This is a genomic window from Asticcacaulis sp. P2_B1 (genome assembly GCF_056404915.1).
On the sequence record NZ_JBFUDD010000003.1, the window covers coordinates 208,403 to 228,762 of the forward strand.

15 protein-coding genes and 1 tRNA gene are annotated in these 20,360 nt (G+C 57.8%); 7 read left to right on the plus strand and 9 right to left on the minus strand.

The features are described 5' to 3' along the window. The first annotated feature begins 96 nt into the window (after positions 1 to 96). The 3 genes from AC1DX3_RS10185 (at position 97) to AC1DX3_RS10195 (ending at position 5,980) form a co-directional block, all read left to right on the plus strand. A complete protein-coding gene (locus tag AC1DX3_RS10185; protein WP_476989168.1) occupies positions 97 to 1,188 on the plus strand; it encodes a DUF3800 domain-containing protein in 1,092 nt (363 codons plus the stop codon). Between the two features lie 103 nt (positions 1,189 to 1,291). Then, positions 1,292 to 3,844 carry a TonB-dependent receptor domain-containing protein gene (locus AC1DX3_RS10190; RefSeq protein ID WP_476989169.1) on the plus strand — a complete coding sequence of 851 codons (2,553 nt, stop codon included), beginning with the start codon at positions 1,292 to 1,294 and terminating at the stop codon, positions 3,842 to 3,844. Between the two features lie 3 nt (positions 3,845 to 3,847). Beyond that, the gene (locus AC1DX3_RS10195) at positions 3,848 to 5,980 is read left to right on the plus strand and encodes an Atxe2 family lasso peptide isopeptidase (protein ID WP_476989170.1); all 2,133 of its coding nucleotides are present in this window, start codon (positions 3,848 to 3,850) and stop codon (positions 5,978 to 5,980) included. Positions 5,981 to 6,024: 44 nt separating this feature from the next. Here the strand turns inward: AC1DX3_RS10195 and AC1DX3_RS10200 are convergent, their stop codons facing one another. After that, on the minus strand, positions 6,025 to 6,333 hold the full coding sequence (locus tag AC1DX3_RS10200) for a hypothetical protein (RefSeq protein WP_476989171.1): 309 nt from the start codon (positions 6,331 to 6,333) through the stop codon (positions 6,025 to 6,027). 227 nt (positions 6,334 to 6,560) lie between these two features. Here AC1DX3_RS10200 and AC1DX3_RS10205 point away from each other — a divergent pair, with 227 nt between their 5' ends. Both AC1DX3_RS10205 and AC1DX3_RS10210 read left to right on the plus strand, forming a co-directional pair. Continuing rightward, positions 6,561 to 7,457, plus strand: a complete 897-nt coding sequence (locus AC1DX3_RS10205; RefSeq protein WP_476989172.1) for a tyrosine-type recombinase/integrase — start codon at positions 6,561 to 6,563, stop codon at positions 7,455 to 7,457. Between the two features lie 9 nt (positions 7,458 to 7,466). After that, positions 7,467 to 9,155: a carbamoyltransferase family protein gene (locus AC1DX3_RS10210; protein WP_476989173.1), complete on the plus strand. Its 1,689-nt coding sequence runs from the start codon at positions 7,467 to 7,469 to the stop codon at positions 9,153 to 9,155. Positions 9,156 to 9,161: 6 nt separating this feature from the next. Here the strand turns inward: AC1DX3_RS10210 and AC1DX3_RS10215 are convergent, their stop codons facing one another. Next, on the minus strand, positions 9,162 to 12,479 hold the full coding sequence (locus AC1DX3_RS10215) for an AAA family ATPase (RefSeq protein WP_476989174.1): 3,318 nt from the start codon (positions 12,477 to 12,479) through the stop codon (positions 9,162 to 9,164). Between the two features lie 269 nt (positions 12,480 to 12,748). On the opposite strand from AC1DX3_RS10215, the gene AC1DX3_RS10220 reads away from it, so the two are divergent. After that, positions 12,749 to 13,396 (plus strand): hypothetical protein, encoded by a 648-nt coding sequence (locus AC1DX3_RS10220; RefSeq protein WP_476989175.1) that lies wholly within the window; start codon positions 12,749 to 12,751, stop codon positions 13,394 to 13,396. A 52-nt stretch (positions 13,397 to 13,448) separates the two neighbouring features. Here AC1DX3_RS10220 and AC1DX3_RS10225 read toward each other — a convergent pair whose 3' ends face one another. Then, entirely contained in the window at positions 13,449 to 14,318 is an 870-nt protein-coding gene (locus AC1DX3_RS10225; RefSeq protein WP_476989176.1) for a nucleotidyl transferase AbiEii/AbiGii toxin family protein, read from the minus strand. Beyond that, on the minus strand, positions 14,311 to 14,931 hold the full coding sequence (locus AC1DX3_RS10230) for a type IV toxin-antitoxin system AbiEi family antitoxin domain-containing protein (protein ID WP_476989177.1): 621 nt from the start codon (positions 14,929 to 14,931) through the stop codon (positions 14,311 to 14,313). Before AC1DX3_RS10230 ends, AC1DX3_RS10225 begins: the two co-directional genes overlap by 8 nt. Positions 14,932 to 15,311: 380 nt before the next feature. Between AC1DX3_RS10230 and AC1DX3_RS10235 the strand changes: the two genes are divergently transcribed. Continuing rightward, positions 15,312 to 15,503: an excisionase family DNA-binding protein gene (locus tag AC1DX3_RS10235; RefSeq protein ID WP_476989178.1), complete on the plus strand. Its 192-nt coding sequence runs from the start codon at positions 15,312 to 15,314 to the stop codon at positions 15,501 to 15,503. 15 nt (positions 15,504 to 15,518) lie between these two features. Here AC1DX3_RS10235 and AC1DX3_RS10240 read toward each other — a convergent pair whose 3' ends face one another. The 5 genes from AC1DX3_RS10240 to AC1DX3_RS10260 form a co-directional block, all read right to left on the minus strand. Then, positions 15,519 to 16,769 (minus strand): tyrosine-type recombinase/integrase, encoded by a 1,251-nt coding sequence (locus AC1DX3_RS10240; RefSeq protein WP_476989179.1) that lies wholly within the window; start codon positions 16,767 to 16,769, stop codon positions 15,519 to 15,521. A gap of 163 nt (positions 16,770 to 16,932) precedes the next feature. After that, positions 16,933 to 17,008 (minus strand) — tRNA-Thr (locus AC1DX3_RS10245). A gap of 89 nt (positions 17,009 to 17,097) precedes the next feature. Continuing rightward, positions 17,098 to 18,645: a heme biosynthesis HemY N-terminal domain-containing protein gene (locus tag AC1DX3_RS10250; protein ID WP_476989180.1), complete on the minus strand. Its 1,548-nt coding sequence runs from the start codon at positions 18,643 to 18,645 to the stop codon at positions 17,098 to 17,100. Beyond that, the gene (locus AC1DX3_RS10255) at positions 18,642 to 19,610 is read right to left on the minus strand and encodes a COG4223 family protein (RefSeq protein ID WP_476989181.1); all 969 of its coding nucleotides are present in this window, start codon (positions 19,608 to 19,610) and stop codon (positions 18,642 to 18,644) included. The genes AC1DX3_RS10250 and AC1DX3_RS10255 overlap by 4 nt, the downstream gene beginning before the upstream one ends. Before the next feature lie 18 nt (positions 19,611 to 19,628). Beyond that, complete coding sequence (locus AC1DX3_RS10260) at positions 19,629 to 20,357, minus strand: uroporphyrinogen-III synthase (RefSeq protein WP_476989182.1); 729 nt, start codon at positions 20,355 to 20,357, stop codon at positions 19,629 to 19,631. Between the last annotated feature and the right edge of the window lie 3 nt (positions 20,358 to 20,360).

The window sequence follows — 20,360 nt, forward strand, 5'->3', positions numbered from 1 at the left end:
TACCGCTCAAGCTTGGCCGTGACCTGACGGGTCGGATGCAGGCTTCAAATCCTTGCGTAAACGCCTATTTATAGGCCTTCTTGGAAGGCAAACCTTATGACCACAATATATTTTGATGAAAGCGGCCAAACCGGCACGCACCTGTTCGATCATGACCAGCCGTATTTTACTATAGGAAGTACTGATCTGCCCGAGGATGCTGCAGGTGAGATCATCGCCCGCTGCTTTCCACGCTACGCCGCGCCCGAGCTGAAATCTCGGCAAATCTTTCGGCGCCCTCGGGGGCGAGCGGCGTTCCTGGACTTTGCTCGGGTCGTCGGCGAAATGCCAGATCGGTTTTGCGCCGCGCAGATCGGGAAGCGCTTCACGATCGTTTCCAAGATGGTAGATAACTTAGTTGAGCCTTTTCTGCATGCACAAGGCTACGACTTCTACGCCGACGATTACGCTCGTCGTTTCGCCAACATGGCGTCTTTTGCCTTTGAAGGAATCCTGGAAAGAGACAAGGCCAACGCGCTGATGGAACGGTATAATGCGTTCGCGCGGGCTCCGTCGAAAGAAGGCTTGGCGGCGCTCACGGGGGCTCTGCAGACAGAAGCAGAGCGGGCGCCCGAGGGTGTCGAGCATTTTCTTGACTTGATGGCCGAGGGGGCGAAGCATTTCGAGACCTTCCACGATATCGAGGCCTTTGGGGATACCAATGAAATTCACGTCACTGCTGTCATCGAGTGTATGAAGCACTGGCAAGATCAGCACGCCGGGCCGTTTGATGTTATCCACGACGAGAGCATTCACTTTTTTGCCCGGTCGGGGATTTGGTCTCAGATGACCAACCCGGCGATCGCACCTACCACAATTCAAGTAGGCGATAAGGTGCTGAAGTTGCCGATACCGGTGACATCGACGACAAGTGCGCGAAGCCATGAATGCGCTTCCTTGCAGATTTGCGATTTGATCGCGGGCTTTGTCGCCCGAGCATCCATGAGCAATCCACCGGAAGAGGTTCGGGAATTCGTCGTGGAAGCATTGGATGCGGGGATGGGTGAGTTGAAGGTATTTCCGGTAGATCGGGGTGATGATTTTGTTGGCGGCCCACCTGAGCTTCTGTCGGGGCCTGATGCAATAGACCGTATTCGCATAAGCGTGGCGCAGGCAATGCGTAGCGGCCCGCCAGGAGAAACCGGGTGAATTGCAAAGATTTTTTGGGCCGCAGGTGTGGTGAATAACCGCAGACGTCCCCTCACGTTTGACACAAAACTGTCAAGCAAGGGGACTTCTGATGAAATACGGCATGCGCGCTTCTCTCGTTTCAGCCACAGCGATCGCAGCGGCGGTCTGCGGGCTGACACTGGCTTCGCCCTCCACGTCATGGGCGCAGGCCAGGACCTACACATTCGACATTCCGGCGGAAGACGGGGCCAAGGCGCTCAATGACTTTTCCAGGCAGTCGGGCGTACAGCTTCTCTTTCCTTACGATCTCGCCGCGAAGGTGAATGTGCCGGGCCTCAAGGGAACCTTTACGCGCCAGGAAGCGTTGAACTCATTGCTTGCGGCGACCGGCCTCGAAGTCGCCAGCCAGACCGACGACACCATTTCCATACGGGTGAAGGAGAGGCCGGGCGCCACCGATCCAGCCGAAGCGGCCACGGAAGTGATTGTCACCGGGACCCATATTCGCGGCGGCAACCCGACCGCGCCTGTGCATACCGTGACGCGCTCCGATATCGACGCTTCAGGGTACACCCAACTGGGAGACGTCATCCACAGCCTGCCGGAAAACTTCGGCGGCGGCCAGAACCCAGGGATCATTGGCGCCTCGCGCGTCAACATCAACAATCAGAACTACTCCAACGAGACGACGGTCAATCTGCGGGGGCTCGGCGCCGATGCGACCCTGACCCTGTTGAACGGTCACCGGCTGTCTTCAGACGGCTATTTCCAGGGGGCGGATATCTCCGGCATTCCGCTGGCCGCCGTCCAGCGTGTCGAAATCGTCGCCGACGGCACCTCAGCGCTGTACGGCTCAGAGGCCGTCGCCGGCGTTGCTAATGTCATCCTGCGCAAGACCTATAATGGCGCTCAAGTGTCCGCCAGCTATGGCGCCGCCACGCAAGGCGGAGGCGCCAGTCGCACGGTGAACGCCCTGGTCGGTGCCGCCGGTGCCAATGGCTACATTCTGGGCAATATCGAATATCAGAAGAGCGACGGCATCTTCGCGTCGCAGCGTTCGGCAACCGCAGGCGTAAAGCCACAGACCACCCTGTTGCAGCCTCAGACGCGGAAGTCGGCCTTCCTCGCCGGCGGCCGCGATCTGACCGACCGCCTCTCGATCGCCTTCGACGCCCTGGTCAGCGACCGCAGCAACCTGTCGGTCCAGCAGTACCCAAGCTATGTCTATACGGCCAGTATGGATACGCCGGCCTATTCCGGATCGGTGTCGGCCGACTATCGGCTGACCGACCATTGGCGGCTTCACGCGACGGCCGTCGCCTCGGGGAGCCACAACAGCCAGGACCTCGCTATTCCCGCCTTCGCCTATACGGCCCACGGCTACTTTCGCAATGCCGTCAAATACGGCGAAGTCACAGCCGATGGTCCCGTTGTGCACTTGCCGGGCGGAGACGTGAAGGCGGCCGTTGGCGGCGGCTACCGCCGCGAAGATTTCCGCAGCGCCTCGCCCGGGGAAAGCAGCTATTTTCTCGGTGGTCGCCACGTGGCCTACCTCTACGGTGAACTGTCCGTTCCTGTCGTCGCGCCATCGATGGAACGCGCTGGTCTTCACGCCCTGGATGTAAGTCTGTCGGCCCGCGTCGAGGATTACAGCGATCTCGGCAAGAGCACCAATCCCCGGATCGGCATACGCTATGTTCCGCTGAACGATCTGGCTCTGCGCGCGACTTGGGGCAAGTCGTTCAAGGCGCCGTCCTTCTTTCAGCTACATTCCATGTCGCTGCTTTATGCCTACGCGGCCACGACCTCCGGCTACACCGGTCCGGTTTCCGGCGCGACCGTGCTCATCGCCCAGGGCGGCAATGTTGACCTGAAACCCGAACGGTCGACCTCGTGGACCCTGGGAGTCGATTACACGCCGGCAGCCAATCCCTTCCTCAAACTGTCGGCGACCTATTTCGACATCGACTATCGGGACCGCGTGGTTCAGCCGATCAACCAGACGACCCAGGGATTGAGCAATCCGATCTACGCGCCCTTCGCCATCTTCAACCCGACGCAGGCGCAGGTCGACGCGGCCTTTGCGGACGCGGACCTCTTTACCAACTATTCTGGCAGCACCTACGATCCCGCGAAGGTCGTCGGCATCCTGCTGGATCGCTACACTAATGCGACGGCCCAGACTGTCAGGGGCATGGACCTGTCCTATCGCCAGAGCTTCGCCTCATCGCTCGGCACGTTCGACGCCTTCGGCAATGCCACCTGGATTCGGCTGAAACAGCAGACCATCATCAGCCTGCCGTTTCAGCAATTGTCCGGCACCATCGGCAACGTCCCGAAATTCAAGGCACGCGGCGGAGTGATCTGGCGGCGCGGAGGCCTTTCGGCGACGTTGGTCGGCAACTACGTCGCCGCGGAAACCGATGCGGGCGTTTCGCCGGCAGTACCGATCGGCTCTTGGACCACGGCGGACCTGAACCTCAGCTATGCCTTCGGGGGTCTCAAGGCGGCGCCGTCCGGCCTCAGGCTTGGCCTGGCCATCTCGAACCTCTTCGACAAAAAGCCGCCCTACGCCGTCAGTCCGGCCCTGAGCTACGCCGGCGTCCACTACGACAGCACCAACGCCTCCGTCATCGGCCGTTTTGTGACCCTCTCCGTGACCAAGGATTGGTAAGCCGTGCCGTCCCGATTCCGAAAGCCTTACAGGGCCGCAGGTCTGGCGGCGGCCCTGACCTTGGCCGCCACGATGGCGCACGCCCAGGATTGCGCACGGCTCGATCCTGCGGGCGATGACCCCGGTACTGCGCCGCGGACGGTCGACGCGGAGGACCTCATCGGGCTTCGCGACATCGGCCCCGTCGTATCGGCAGACCCGACGCTGCGCATCCTGTCGACGTCGCCGGATGGTCGCAAGGTCGCCTTTCAACTTCGTCGCGCCGACCTCGCGACGAACCGCTACTGCATGGGCATGGTGGTCGTGGATTTGGCCACCCACCAGTATGCATTGGTTGACCGGGGAGGAGAACTGACCCGTGTCGTCCAGACCCTGCATGGCCTGGCCGATTACCCGAGCGGCTTTGTCGCCGTGGTCACCCCCCAATGGTCGCCGGACTCCAGATGGATTGCCTACCTGCGACAGGACAACGGCGTCGCCCAAGTCTGGCGCGCTTCGGCAGCCGGCAGTGAGGCGACGCCGGTCACCCATCTGGCCGTCGGGCCCGATGCCTATGTCTGGACCGCCGATGGCCGCGCGATCGTGGTCGCCAGTCGCCCCGGTTTGGTGGCCGCGCGCGATGCCATGAAGGCGGAGGGGCAGGGCGGATACCTCTATGACGAGCGATATGTCCCGTTCGCATCGTCAGCGCCGTTTCCGCGGGACGCGCCCAAGGTCTATCAGACCATCGACGTTTCGACAGGCGCTGTGCGCCCGGCGACGCCCGATGACGTCGCGCGTCTGGCCCCGAAGGACCCGGGCCTGCCGCCGATGGCCGGGTTACGCGCTAAAAGCGCTGCTAGGACGTGGGCATGGACCGAGTTGAAAGTGCCGGACAAGGTCAACGCCGCGACCACGCTGCACGTCCGCCTGCCGGCCGGAGACAGGGCCATCTGTGCCGGCACATTGTGCGACCGGGTGCGGGACCTGTGGTGGACGACCGATGGGAAGGCCCTGGTCTATCTCAATCGCGAGGGCGCCGACCTCAGCCATCTGGCGGTTTATCGCCTCGACCTGCATGACACGCGCCCGACCCGGTTATTCGATACCGAAGACGCCTTGATCGGTTGCGTCGTCGCTGAGCACGAACTCGTTTGCGCCGATGAAGCCGCGAAACAGCCGCGCCGGATCATCGCCATTGATCTGGCATCGGGCGCGGTTCGCTCGATCTTCGACCCGAATCCTGAGTGGCGGAACCTGCGCCTGGGCCAGGTCGAACGCCTGCGCTGGACCAATGCCTGTGGTATCGCGACCTTCGGCGATCTTGTCCTGCCGCCTGACCACCAACCCGGTGACAAACATCCGCTGATCGTCGTGCAATACGAATCCCGCGGCTTTCTGCGCGGGGGGACGGGTGACGAGTACCCGATCCAGGTCTATGCCGCTCAAGGCTATGCGGTCCTCAGCGTACAGGGGCCGGTCAGCATCAGTTGGGCACGCGGCGCCGCATCGCCGGCCGACGTTAATCGTCTCGATCGCGTCGATTGGGCAGACCGCCGTAGCATCCTGTCTTCGCTCGAAGCCGGCGTTCAGGCTGCCATGGCCACCGGCGCGGTCGATGGCGACCGGATCGGGATCACAGGTTTGAGTGAGGGCGCCTCCAGCGCTCAGTTCGCCCTGCTCAACAACCACCTATTCAAGGCGGCGGCCGTGAGCACCTGCTGCGATGAGTCGTCCGTCATCAACGTCCTCGACGGCCCAGGTGGAACGCCCTGGTATCGCAGCATGGGCTATCCGCCCCTGACCGGAGACCACGCTGCCTTTTGGAAGGACATGTCGCTGCGTGACAATGCGGCGTCTATGTCGACACCCCTGTTGATGCAGATCGGCGATGGGGAGTACCTCGGCGCCATCGAAACCTACGCCGCGTTGCGCGAACATGACAAGCCCGTGGAGCTCTACGTTTTTCCGGACGAGTACCATTTCAAATGGCAGCCGGTGCACCGTCGGGCGGTTTATATGCGATCGCTCGACTGGTTCGATTTCTGGCTTCGCGGACGTGAAGATCCCGACCCGTCCAAGGCGCAGCAATATGCGCGCTGGACCCGCCTGCAACATCAGGCACAACAGGCTTTGAGCGCATCTCCGGGTGAGTAGGCACGCGCTCAAAGGAGCCCCGTTTGCGGAACCGCAGACGGGGCTCAGTTCCCATCCGCCCGGTGAAGTCTCAACAGATCTGTCTCGGCCCGGCTTCGCGCACCGCTCCAATGCCGTGCCCAGACTTCCGCCTCCGCCAGAATGGCAAGCCGGATATGCTCAAGCGGCTTCACGGGCCCGTCGTCCCGCAGAGCCTCTTCGATGGCCCGGCGATCGATCAGATCGCGTTCGGCCAGAAAGCCGTCCAACAGCAGTTCGCGCACCTGGCGCTTGTTCGTTTCCATGACCTCATAGGCAAAGCTGTCAGGGTGGGTCTGAGCCGGGTTCGCATCTGGCCATTTTATGTCAGTCATTTCACCCCTCCGCTACGACAAGACATAGTTAAATTGGCGCAGAATGCAACCTTGAACTGTCCATGGGTGCTGCCAATAGTCTAAGTTTCCGTGCTTTCAAATGGGCGGACAGTGTCTGGTCTTGAGTTTGCCCTATTCGATGACAGGATTGGCTGTGCATACCGGCAAGCAAGTCTTTTTCTCGTTTCAGAATCGCTTCGGGATGCGCCGATCACAAGGAGCATCACATGGATATAACTGTCGCCGTCACCTCGTTTCTTCAGCATTGCCAAACCGGTCGCAACCTGGCGAAAAATACTCTTAAGGCATACAAGCAAGATTTGGCCGAAGTGGAAACCTACTCCGCGATGAACAGTGAGGCGCCGCCTCACACGCCTGATGGATTAATGGCTTTTGCACGCTGGCTAACCGAAACGAGGGGCAACGCAGCCGCGACCGTAAAGCGCCGACTCGCCTGCTTGCGGGCACTATTTTCGTGGGCAGAGCGACGGGGCGACCTGACATCATCGCCATTTCGCACGGCGGAAATTCGAATTCAACTCCCCAGGAAATTGCCACGATGCCTTACCGCGGCAGAGCTTCGAACGCTGTTTCAAGCACGGAAGCAAGGGTCTGACACGGTGGCGCTGGGCATCTTGCTTCTTTTCACAACAGGGATGCGGATCGGGGAACTGGCGTCGTTGCGCTTGGAAGATATTGACGTCGAACGTCGGACGATCCGTGTTCGTGGAAAGGGAAGTCGCGAAAGGCAGGTATTTCTAAGCCATGACGACGTACTCACGGAACTTCAGCAGTATCTGAAAAAGTATTTCCCTCACGGGAAGTCATCTGGGGAAAACCTATTGCGAAATTCACGTGGCGGTGCAGCCACTACGGCTTGGCTCAGACTGCGTCTACGGGGCTTAGCAGAAGAGGCCGGCATTCCACGTCGGATAACTCCGCATATGCTCCGCCATTCGGCCGCGACCAGCCTGATTGAGGCCGGCGTGGATATTCGTTTTGTCCAACGACTCCTAGGCCACCAGTCAATCTCGACCACCGAGATATACACTCACGTCACTGACGAGCGACTTAAACAGGTCGTCATGGGCGCCGACACATTTGGGAGATTTTGCGTCGGATAACTAAGAATTATGCGTTCTCGTCGTGCCTGTCTTGGCGTTCACATAGGTCACGATCGAGGCGCCGCTATCGTTGTTGATGGAAAAATCGCAGCGTGTGTAGCTGAAGAACGACTGGATCGTCGTAAACATTCCCCTTCGCCGGAACTGCCATTCCGCTCAATCCGAGCCGTTTTGGCTGCATGTGATTTGACTGCAAATGATTTGGCCGGCGTGGCCATCAGCTACACCAATGTAGTTATTGGCGGTATTGTCGATCAATTAGCGGCAGAGCTGCGCGACGGTCTGGCTCATCCCGACTTAATTGTTCTTGGAGCATCGCATCATTGGTGCCATGCCCTGTCCGCATATCATACGTCCGGTGCCGAGTGCGCCTCGATAGTCGTGGCTGATGGCGCCGGCGATATTGTGGGTTCGCGTCTTGAGGCCGAAAGTGTCTTTTTGGCAAGAGGTGCCGAGATAGTCCAGCATTCGCAACGCCTTCAGGATTTCGGGCTAACTCGGACAGACCGTCGGAATATTTTCAATCTCGCTTATATGCACGACTTGGATAAGGCCAAGCAGATTTCACTGGGTCGAAAGTATGAGCAATTGACCTATCTTATTGGCTTTGGACACGACCAATCAGGCAAAACAATGGGACTGGCCGCCTATGGAAAACCGATGTTCTCCGTACAGCCTGAAATCGACGATAGGCTCAACTTCTCCTTGACGATGGCCGACCTCCTCGTGGCCGTCGACGAGGAATTTCATCGAAGTAAGATGCCCTGGCACCGCTTTCTTGTCGAACGGAGAGCCGACATAGCGGCGACAACTCAAACTGCACTTGAAGATTTCATTATTGCATTTCTCCGAGCAGTCTATGAGCAGCAGCCAAATGAAACTCTATGTGTGGCCGGAGGGGTCTTCCTAAATTGCAAAATGAATCACGAGATTCTAAGGAAGACGCCGTTCAAACGGCTTCATGTCTTTCCCGCCGCCGGTGACGATGGACAGGCTGTTGGCGCGGCTTTTCATGCCTACCGAGAGCTTTGTGGTTCACCAGAAGTTGGCGGTATCCGCGACGTTTTCTTTGGTCCAACCAATCCTCCGGAAGATGTCGAAAAGGCGGTAGCTCAGTTCCAGCTGTACGCAAAAAAATATGACGAGCCTTGGCTGATAGAGCGTATTGTCGATGACTTGGCGGCGGGCCGGATTGTCGCTATTGTTCGGGGACGCTCCGAGATCGGGCCGCGAGCGCTTTGCCACCGGTCCATTCTTGCTGACCCTCGCAAGCCTGGCATGCGTGACCAACTCAATAGAATTAAAGGACGGGAATTGTTTCGCCCGTTCGCCCCAGTCACGACCTCTGAAGCTCAGTTCAAATATTTCGAACTTGAGCAAGAATCTCCATTCATGCTCTTCGCCACCCGGCTAAAACAGGCCTACAAGGACAAGTTCCCGGCTATTGTCCACGTTGATGGAACGTCCCGTGTTCAAGCTATTGAAAAAGATATCGATCCATTCATGCACGCCTTGCTCGTCGCGTTCGGTACCAAGACAGGTCATCCCGTACTGTTGAACACCAGCTTTAACTTGGCGGGCGATCCAATCGTCGAAACAGCGCACGATGCGGTTTCCACTTATTTGGCTTCAAATCTGGACTGTCTTGTTTTGGAGGATGTTTACGTTGCCGACAAGACCCGCCGCGTTCCGAGGTAACTTCTGTCAAAATATCGGAGTGAAAAATCCATTTTTAGCCGGGTAGCGCAACATTTCCAGGGAACGTGCCGGCCAGAGGATGGCCCGACCTGATTTCGCTTCCAATGCCAATTTTAGTGCCGCGTCATTATTGCCAGTGTGCGCCATTGAATAAGACGTAATGTGGCTCGAAATCAGCCGACATGCTTCCTTCTCGGAAAACGATGCCCAGTACCTGACGATATTCGATATGGCATGAACGTTCGGGTAGGTCCCGTCTGCGCACCCAACAAACAGAAGGCCTCGACGTTGAAGGTGGTCGAGACAGGCTTGGAACGCCAGGCTAATATCTTCGTCGGCCGCGCGATCGTCGTTTAGCATTAAGACTGCACGTAGGTTTTCGAACGCCCATCCATAGAAGCCGATTCCGTAACGCACTGAAGCCTCTCTTCCGGAATCTATGAAAATGGATGCCGTTTTCCGCGCTTCGCCAGGATCTTCATAGACTTGTAGTGCCAGCGTCGCGAGGAACAAATCCAATCGAATAATCGAGTCGGAGAAGTTTTCATTCACGGCAACTCTGAGAAGCGTGAGAGCCTGGTGATAGAGTTGCGTGTATTTGTCGCGATCCTTCCCGATGTAGAGTGCCTCTGCGACCAATACGGTCAATTGGTTGAAGACATTAAACCTCTTTACGCCAACCTTTTCCGATGCCGACAGGGCCGCTTGCGCCATGTTCAGTGCGGCTTTTCGCCCATCGTGGATACTCGCCAGGGATTGCGTGATGAGATGCGAACTTAATAGTTTGTCATCGACAGAAAGTTGGACAGCGCGAGCGGCCAATTGACCGTAATCCAGCATCAAAGCTCGATGATTGGCCCTGCGATAATGTTCTTGAAGGCGATCATATAGATCATATTCGAGCGGAGGGTCATTGATTAGTCCGACTTCTAGTTCCGCCTTCAGTTCGAGCATCACCCGAAATGCCTCGCCCGTCCGCCCCATATTTTGGAGTGCATGCGCGCGCAATTGGCGGAGCGGCCGCCTTTTTTTCAAAAGATATTCCGGAGTCTCGGCGATTCTGGAAATCCATTCTATTGCGTCGTCACAGGCTTGCACGCCGATGTAGAGCGGGAAATTGTGAACGCCCATATACCCTCGGGTTGTCGCAACACGGGCTAAATCGTCTGGGCTTTCCTGAAGGCGCTCAGCCACATCGAAGAGAAATGGCAGATATTGAAAATATTCCCGGCTAATTTCTTCGGAGCTAAAATTGGTAACGTTTCGCAGGCAGTTCCAAATTGGACTGAACACTTCGAAGGCCTCAGCATCTCTTCCAGCGAGGGCCAATAAAAGGCCTCGCTGGAACTCGGGAAGCCGAGAACTCATTCGATTATCGGAGAGTCGCTGTGCCAACTCTCGTGAACCACCTTGCGAGGCTAGTTGATTCCGTGCGGCATGAAGAAGGTTTTCGTGAGTGAAGGTGAAGCTGCCTTCCTCAGGATGAAATGTCAGAAACCGACGTTGTCTCAGTAAGGCAAGTACGGGGGCCACAGGTTCATCGTCAAAGAAATCTTCTAACAATTCAACGGAAAGGCGATATCCAAAAAGGGAGGCCAGACAAAGGAGGTCAAATGCGCGATGCCCGTGGGGCGCCGCAGAAAGTGATTGAAATCGAAGACTATATAGATGCTCAACCCGGTCTGGGAGATCTGTTGCCCCAACGAACCGTTCCGGATCCACGATGCCCGTTGTCCTTCGGGACAGAAGACGTGAGAGACCCACATCCAAAAGGTACTGTAAGATTTCTATAATTACGAATGGATTGCGTTGCCCCAGGCGATCGATCCTCTCCATTGCCGCAATTGGCAAATTAGCTACGATGGAGTTGATGAGGTCGTGAGAATCTTGCTGCGACAGCGGCTCAAGCTTTATCTGGGCAATTTTGTCCAAATTTAAGTGAACCAGTTCCAGAAATGAAAAGTAATCCGGGTTAGGAAAAGTAAAGTCATTACGCCCGGTAAAGATCACAGTGCACGAAGCCGACATCGACGGTGGATCTAAAATCAGCTGCTTTAGCTCGCGAATCCCATCAGCCGAACAGTGATGCAAATCTTCCAAAACCAGTACAACTGGGAGTGAAAGATGCCCGATCGACTCGATCACTCGCGTTGAAAAAGAAGGGACGCTTAGATCGATCTCAGTTGCAACACGCGTGCGTTCCCGAAGTTGCGTCTCCAAAATCGTGAAGTCGAATGTTCCGGTATCCGACCGGCAGGGCAACCAAACAACTTCATGTGCAGATGCGTTACCGTATCCGTCCAGTGCTTCACGGATCGTCCGCGTTTTCCCAACGCCAGCTTCACCTTCAACACTAACGAATTTCAATGGCTGGGGGTCGGCTACCAAATCTCCAATAATTTTGCTCGCGGCCCTATGGTTTTCTCCGTGAAAAATAGGTTCCAGCACCAAATCGCAGTGAGGAGCTTTAAGCGATATGGAAGTTGACCGGCCGGTGGACGTCAATTTCAATGTCAATTCGGCATCATAGCCAAAGATTTGCTGCCTCGAACGGAATCGATAGGCCCGATCTTCGTAAGGCTCTAGGACAGCTTGTAACTCGACATCGCTGTCCCAGCTTAATTCTGACGCCGTCGAAATTGAAAACGACTGTGAAACGGGTGAATAATTTCGGACGACCAGATAGGTTCGGACGAGGTGCTCTTGGCTATTGCGCTCGCGATGACTTAACAGGTGAAGCACGAGTCCAGTTGCGTGCTCCTGGAAGCGGTTTGGTGTCCCGGCAGAAGGTGCGTGCGGGTGAACCGTTCCTATAGGAGTTACTACACCGCTTTCAAAAAGCCAATTCCATAAGCGCCAGCGATCCAGGAGGTAGAATTTTGCTCCGCAACGCGACCAATTGACGGAAGCCCGGTAGTGCAGAGACGGAGTAATGGTCGCGTTAGTTGCCAAGACGTGGAAGTCGAATTCACCAGTTTCATGTTGGCTCGCATCCGAAAGGAAACCGTCGTTCAGGCGGTCGTCCTCAGATGCTTTGCACTCGACATAAATCCGGCCGGAAGGCTTACCTTCGGGTACGGAAAACCTACACCCCGCTATTTCGATAGTACGGGAGAACTCAATTTCTATGTCCCGGCCCTGATCTCCGGTTAAAGGCGTCTTAGCTACCCGGACAGATATGTCGTTTGATGCAATCCGGTTGCGAATGCCTGTTGCGACTACCTGTTCGAAGCGCCGGGCTTGGTCTTTGGCCACCCTCCACACCATTTCATTGGGATCGGGCCCTATTGTATGGGTCGTTCCGACGACGCCCAGATTGCGCATAATTCTTAGTTATCCATTATTTTTGTCGACAAGCTCTATCATAGCGCTCGTGTTGGTGGAAGTCTTTGACTCACTCGCCTTCTTGCTTGTGGCCACACAATATAAGACCACAGGGCATCCATTTGGGATATGGCGGCCAAACAACCCGATATCTTACTTGAGTTCGAGCGAATTACCGAGACACAGTAGTTGAATCAGCAGCTACCTGAAATTTGAGAATGAGGCACCGCCGACACCTGGCCTCGACCAACGCATTTTGAGGCTACGAAATGTTGCCGGATATCGATTTCGCAATTCCAGAGCCGGGAAAAACGTTCCTGGAAAAAATTTCGAAAATTGCGGAATCAGCAGGTATTTTTGAAGTGGAACTCCATCTGGATGCGCTCTCGCGACAAGGTTGGCACGTCCTGAATCTTCGATACCTTGGACCATCCGAACACACTGCACCAGGAGCGCAATTGCTTGTCGAACCTGATCAAGAGGAGCGGGTGCAAGTTGAGATGCGGGCGGAAACTTGGACACCAGAGCCCCCGCCGCACGCGGCTTATGCCGAATTGGCGAAAAGGCTGATCAATCCTTTATTACGGGCGTACAACCGGTCGGAAAAGGCACGATGTCGGCTCAGAATAGAGAAGCCCAAGCGGGGGCAATTTTCACTGGCGCCGCAAGCTCACGCAGCTTTTGAGCGCTTTCTGGGAACTTGCAACAAGACGTCACCGCATGTTCGTGATTGGCAACGCTTCTATGAATTTGTCCGCGTCAGCCGCCGGGAGATACCGGAGGACTTAATGATTTCGTTGCTTGTGAAGGGAGGGTTTTCTAAAGCACGCGCCAATACCGTGGCCGGAATTTATCACCACCTCATGGCCTATAAGCTCTGGAAAGCGCATCAACCGATAATCTATTATCCGAGCTAAAGTTAGCCCGTCGCTAGTCTGCCGATATTTTCCGAGATGAGATCTTCAGGTTTCAATGCCCCCTGTTAGTGATGCGTTGGCATGTGGGGCCGACCAGTGTCCATATCGACTGGGTCACTTCTTCAAGGGAGATGTCTTGGAAGTCGATCGACCTTGAATAGGCCTCCCATTGTCGGACCTTGTCTGGCGAACGGCTGAACGCCTCAGAAAGCCCCGGCGGCGCATCGGTGGGGATTTCGGTATTCCGCCGGGCAAAGGTGGCCTCGATTGCTGTATCGAGGGCGTCATCGGATATCGGCAAGCTGCGCGGTATTGCCCAGAGGTCGAAATAGTCCTTCAGCCGTCCATTGATAACGCCGAGGGCGACCATCGCCTGGAATTTCTCGGCGATCACGGTTGCCGGCGGATAGGCTCGGATTTTGGCATCTTCCATATTCAGCAGGCTTGGATATGTCATGTCGTCCGCTTTTGGAGCGACGGCGTCGCCAAATCCGATATCGATGGTGATCGGTATTCTCGCCCCCGCCAAGGTAGCGGTCGTTTTCAGCCGCGTGCCACCGTATTCCACTTCTTCCCTGATTGGCTCGGCCGTCAGGTTTTCAGTATCGAAGATCAGGCCATCTTGCGCATCAATTGATAGGATGTCGGCAAATACGGCTTTCAACTGCTCGGCGTTATCGTCACCCTGCCCGAGGAAATCGATATCTTTGGTGACGCGTTGAGCATCATCGATCCAGAGCGTAACCAAAACGCCGCCCTTGAGAATGAAGCGGTTACGATATTGCGAAATCGAAAGCCGGTATAGCAGTCGCTCCAGGCCATAGCGGACCAAGATGACGTCGAAAGGCTGCTTCTGCTCGCGCACATGGTTGAGAAGACGCTGTCTCACAGAGGCGGGCAGATTGGTAACGGGCTTAGCCATTTGACGTCAGTGCTTCAAGGTAGGGTTTGATGGTTGTGAGGGCGCCGCCCGTTTTCGCAGCCTCGTAAATTTCAGACGGAGTAGCCTTCCTTTTGGCGAGGGTGGCCTTGAGAGCTTCAAGCGCCACAGAACGGTCGACCAGGCGAGGATTGCGAAATACATCGGCAAGTGTCTTGGCGACGGAATAAATCGGTACCCGAACGCCCGAGATATCGTGATACTCGATGCCTTGGCGAAGGTATGATGAGCTAAAGCGCACCGGCCTGACCTGAGGGTAGCTTAGTGTGGGCGCCCATGCGTCGCGCGCAATAGCAATCCAAACTTTTCGCGGCATCTGGTCGGTCAGATCGTGGAAAGCCAGGGCTGAAACCATACAGATGACACCGTTGGGGACTTGCTTTGCCACTTCGGCCAGGGATTGGTCCCTGTCGAATTCGTTGTCGAGACTTTGGTACAGTCCGCGGGATACTCGGCTAATGAGACCGGCGGCTTCTGCTCGGGAGATGGTCGCAGCCGTGATTCCTTGCTCCCTTAGCTCGTGAGCGCGCACGAGGGGATGATCCTTAACGATAGCGTGCAGGCGTTCCTGCTGCGTAGGGCTAAGGTGGCCCATGATACAAAACCTATAACTAAGATCGAGCGAGTTGGAGGTTTTGTATCATCAAGGTGATAAACGGTCCACTAACATTAAGAGGCAAATTCAATGCTTCTTAATGTGAAGGCTGATCGCCGCGCCCTTTAAGATAGGGTATTCTGCTTGCTGGCGTGGAGCGCATAGCACTCACCAACTGTGAAAATCGATCACCAGATTTAAAATTTGTGAATATCGTTCTCCTATTTGAAACGCGCAATTAGCTGGATGATCGAGCCAGGCAGCGGCATTGCGTGTCAGATGCGGGCGACAGCGTATATAGGCGCTATAATGAAACGGCTCGCCTCAGGGCACTATGGCGTTTTCTTTTTCGAATCCCGCGACGGAAAAAGGCGCTCAGGATGCAACAGGAAACAAACAAAATTGCCTACCGCATGGATGAGGCCGTAAAAGCAACCGGCCTTGGCCGAACGTTCCTCTACGAGCGAATTGCCAACGGAGAGCTCAAGTCGATCAAGGTCGGAGCGCGGCGGCTGATTTTGCGTGAGGACCTTTTGGAATTCCTGCACTTGCCAGAAGGGCGAGCCCGCTAGGACGACATTTGACGCTCACGGCTGAGCGCTGCGGCTGAATGGCAGGATTTCAGCGCCGTGTCGCAATTGGTCGAGGTAGTCGGACCACCACTGAGCCATTTCCACGCGTTCGGCCCAATGCGCGCCGCGATGATAAGCAGCGCGAATGGTATCCTTGTCCTTGTGCGCCAGGGAGCGCTCTATGGCGTCAGGCGACCATTTGTTTGATTCATTGAGGAGGGTGCTGGCCATGGCGCGAAAGCCATGGGCTGTCATTTCGTCACCGGTGAAGCCCAGTCGTCGCAGGGCCGCGTTGACCGTGTTTTCCGACATGGGGTCCAAAGGGGACCGGATCGAGGGGAAAACATAACGGCCGCCACCGGATAGCACTTTCGCTTCGTTGAACAGAGCTATGGCCTGTCGGCACAAGGGGACGGTATGTTCTTGTCGTGCTTTCATTTTCGCCGCCGGAATGCGCCACACATTTGAAGCCAAATCGATTTCCGACCATTCTGCGCGACGAAGTTCACCTGGCCGAACAAACAGCAGTGCCGATAACTGCAAAGCAATACGTGTTGACGGATGGCCCTCATAGCCGTCGATGGCGCGAAGCATTTCGCCCGCCTTGCCGGGATCAAGAATGGCCGCATGGTGCTTAGCACTGCGCTTCGCCAAGGCGCCGCGCAAGTCACGTGTAGGATCGGAAGGGGCAAGTTGGTTGGCCACCGCAAAGCGAAAGACCTGCCCAATGAATTGTAAGGTTCTGTGCGCCTTTTCATCGTTCTTAGACGCTTCGAACGGGCGAACGGCGTCCAGAACTTCGTAAGGCTGGATTTCGGCAATGGGTCGATGGCCGAGAGATTTCTCGACAAGGCGCGTGAACCACTCGCGTTTTTGCACTGTAGCCTCAGCCAAACCGTCGCGCTGGTTCTTGGCGATGTAGGCTTTCGCCACCACGCTGAAGGTATTGGCCGCGGCCACTTTGGCGGTGTGTTTGTCGCGCTGCTTCTGTTCGGCTGGATCGATGCCATTCGCCAGCATACGTCGCGCCTCGTCACGGCGCTCCCGCGCTTGCTTCAGGCTGACTTCAGGATATGTGCCCAGCCCAAGCTTCTTTTCTATGCGTTTGGGGCGCCCTTCATCGTCGTGACCGTCAATACGGTATTTCATGCGCCAAAGCATGCCGCCTGATGGCTGAACTAAAAGGAACAAACCCTTTTCGTCGGTCATTTTATAGGGCTTAGGCCCAGGCTTAGCATTACGGATTTGGGTTATCACGATCGGCATTGGGGGCCACGCCTTTTTGCTGAATTCAAGTGGCCCCCACCGTGGCCCCCAGAATCGTCCGATTGCGGGCGAACGGGGGCGGACGCTAGCGGCTTCCTAGCGTCTAAAGTAGCAGATTTTGTTGGGTTTTTCAACCTTTAGCGCACGCCGGCGAACAAGGTGATGGTGCCGCTTAGGTGACTCGAACACCTGACCCCCGCATTACGAATGCGGTGCTCTACCGGCTGAGCTAAAGCGGCCCGGAACGTTACAGGGCATAACCCCGCGAACAGGCGTGGTTCATTACACATGTCGCCACGAATTGCCAAGCCTCAATTCGCAAACACCATTATTTCGTCTGCTTGGGTACCGCGCGGCGAGGGCGCACGGGCTTGACCGGCTCGTCCTCGTCGAGGTCCTGGCCGGTGATGGCGGCATCGTATTGGCCCATGTCGTATTGCCCGACGTCGTCCGGCTGCGGCATCGGATTGTTGCGCTTCACCGTCGCCTTGATGAACGGCATGGACGGCACATAGCGATTCGGCATGTCGGGGATTTCCGCCAGGCCCTTGTCGCCGCGTTCGTAGCGCGGATGCACGAGGGTGGCGTTTTGCGCGAAGGTCAGGATCAGGTCGCTCCAGTCCGAGGCGCCGTAATTGAAGGCCTTGCCCTCGGCATCGATGTCCGACCATTCCGGCTCGCCCTTGACCAGGGCGGCGCGGGCGATCCAGGTCCGCGCGGCGTCGATATCGCCGGTCGCCTGGGCGGCGCGGGCCATGACGCCGCAAACGCGCTTGGTGACCTTGTCGTCGCCGAGGTCGTCCTGCATCGCGGCCATGGCGGCGAGGACTTCGGCCTTGGCATTGTTGAGCAGGGCGCGCTCGACCTGCAGCAGCCGGCTTTCGCGGTGCTTCGGATTGCGGTCGATCAGGCCTTGCAGCCGGCGCGCCCGTTCCTTCGGCGTCTCGTCGCTGACCAGGTCGCGATAGGTGATCCACAAGGCCGGGTGCGGGCTGGCGGCCCAGGCGGCTTCCAGCACGTCCTCAGCGCGGCCCAGCTTCTTCGCCTTGCACAGCAGGCGGGCGGCGATGACCGCGGCGGGGGTGAATTGCGGCTGGAGTTTCGAAGCGCGCAGGGCGTAGTCGAGCGCCTGGTCGCGCTGGGCGGCCGTATCGGCGCTTTCCTGCCGTGCCGCCGAAGCCGCCATCAGGGACGCCTTGGCGCGTTCGGAGAAGATCGGCGAGATCAGCTTGCGCGTCAAAGCGCCGTCGATCAGATCGAGCGCTTCGCTCCATTCGCCGGCTTCCAGGCGGGCTTCGAACAGGGTCTTGAAGGCCCACATCGAAGGGCGCGGCTGGCTATAGGCCTCGGCGGCCAGTTTGACGGCCTCGGCCTTGTCGCCCTGACCCTGGGCCAGTTGCACCAAGCCCTTCAATCCGGCCAGCTTCAGTTCGGGCACGCTCAGCATGGCGCTATAGGCGGCCTTGGTCGCCACGGCGTCTTCCGATTCCTCGGCGGCCAGGGCGTTGAGGATGCGGACCAGCACGATATTGTCCGAAAGATCGATGGCTTTCACCGCATTGCGGCGGGCTTCGCTGCCGTCGCCTGAGGCAACCGCCATGAAGCCGCGTGTCAGCACATCGTCGGCCTGACGACGCCGGGCCGCGGCCTGGGCGCGTTCGGAACGTTGCGGCGAGCGCGCCAGCCACAGGGCCAGGTTCCAGAAGGTGACGGCGCAAAAGGTCAGCGCGCCGATCATGATCACCGCGGCGGTGGCCGACATGTCGATGCGATAGTTCAGCCACTGCAAACTGGCCTGGCCGGGATCGCCGACCATGCCGATGCCGAAGGCCAGCAGCACGGTGACGATGAGCAGGATAAGAAGTGTCCGGATCACAGCACGCCTCCCTGGGTCGGTCCTTGGGCCGGGACGTCGCTGTCACCGCTTTGGCTGAGGTGGCTGAGCGCCACTTCGGTGACGCGTTGGGTGGTGTCGTCGACCACGAGACGCGCCCGCGCCTGATCCAGCCACGGTTTAATGGCGGTCTGGGCCGAAGGCGGCAGGGCGTTGAGATTGGCGACGGCGCCGTGCAGGTCGCCATTATTAAGCTGGATCTCGGCGCGGTGCAGCAGGGTTTCGACGTCCTGGCCGTCGGTGCTGTCGGTGCGGCGGATCGAAATGCCGGTGGCGTGTTGCAACATGGCCAGCAGGCCGTTGTGACCATCTGTTTTGGCGGCGATATTGGCGCGGGCGGCGACGGCCGGGAAATCGACGGTCAGGGCGACTTCGCTGGCGACACCGTGTTCGGCATAGGGGCGCAGCGGCGCCACCAGGTTGGGATCGTTCAGCGACGGCTCCACCAGGGCCAATTGCGACAGGAAAGGGCCTGACGTGCGGGCGGCGACCTGAAGCGCCGCGGCGGCATTGGCGGCGGCCGCGGCGTGGGCCAGGGCGCGTTGATTGGCTTCGATGCGATCGAGGCGCGACGACAATTGGGCGATCGCGACGGGATCAGGATTATAGGTGGGCGCCGGTGTGGTCGACGTGCCGGCGACGGGTGCCGCCTGGCTTTGCAGGGTCAGCAACTGATTGCGCAGGCTGGCGATTTCGGCGTCTTTTTCACTAACGACAGCGGGCAAGGTGGAACTGGCTACCGCTTGCGGTTTGGGCGCTGCGGCGGACATCTTGAGCTTGCCCTGCAACAACAAGACGACCGCGACTCCGCACAGGGCGAGAAAGATGCAGGGAAAGACGATGAGCGCCATCATCCGGGCGACGTTGGTCGTTTTCGGGTCCGCCCAATCCTGCGTATCCGAGATGTTCAGTCCGCCATCGTCAGCGGAGTTTAGCGGATCGGTCATGGTGTCTCATCCGTGCGTTCAGTCTATCAGCTTTAGCATGGACGCTTCGTCGGGAAACGGCGAAATGCGCGGATGCAGCCGTTCAGCGAGATTATTTCCGCCGGCCACCCCCGCCAGAGCAGTTTCCAGACCCTGCCATGCCGCTTCAGAAATACAGATAATGCTTAATTTGTCGCAAGCAAATTTGCCGTGATGGGCGATCAATGTCCTGGCGATGGCGCGGCCGGCCTTGGGCGAATGGATCAGAACATGGGTAATTCGCGCCATATCGGCCGGTGTCAGTTTGGCAATGACGTCCTGGGTGTCGTAGACGGCGGCCGTCCGGACATTGAAACCGTCGGCGCGCAGTGCCTGGGTCAGGTTGGTCGCCGGCTCGCGTGCCGAGGCGTAGAGCAGGCGTGTCCCCTTGTCGACGCTGTCGCGGATCAGGGCGTGCAACGCCTCGGAATCGCCCTGGGCCGAAATGACATGCTGGAATTTCTTCGCCCGCGCCGCCTCGGCCGTGGCGTCGCCGACGCAATAGACGGTGAGGGCGCGGCGGCTGCACACATTGGCAAAGGCATTGACGCCGTTGCGCGAGGTCACGATGACCGAGTCGAAGCTGTGGGAGTCGATGATCGGAGACAGCGGCCTGGCGCTGAGGACCGGGGCGACAATGGCCTCATGGCCGAGTTCCGTTACCGCTCGTGCCGTGCCTTTGGCGCCTTCGGCCGTCCTTGTGACCCAAACGACGAAACCGGATGCCATGCG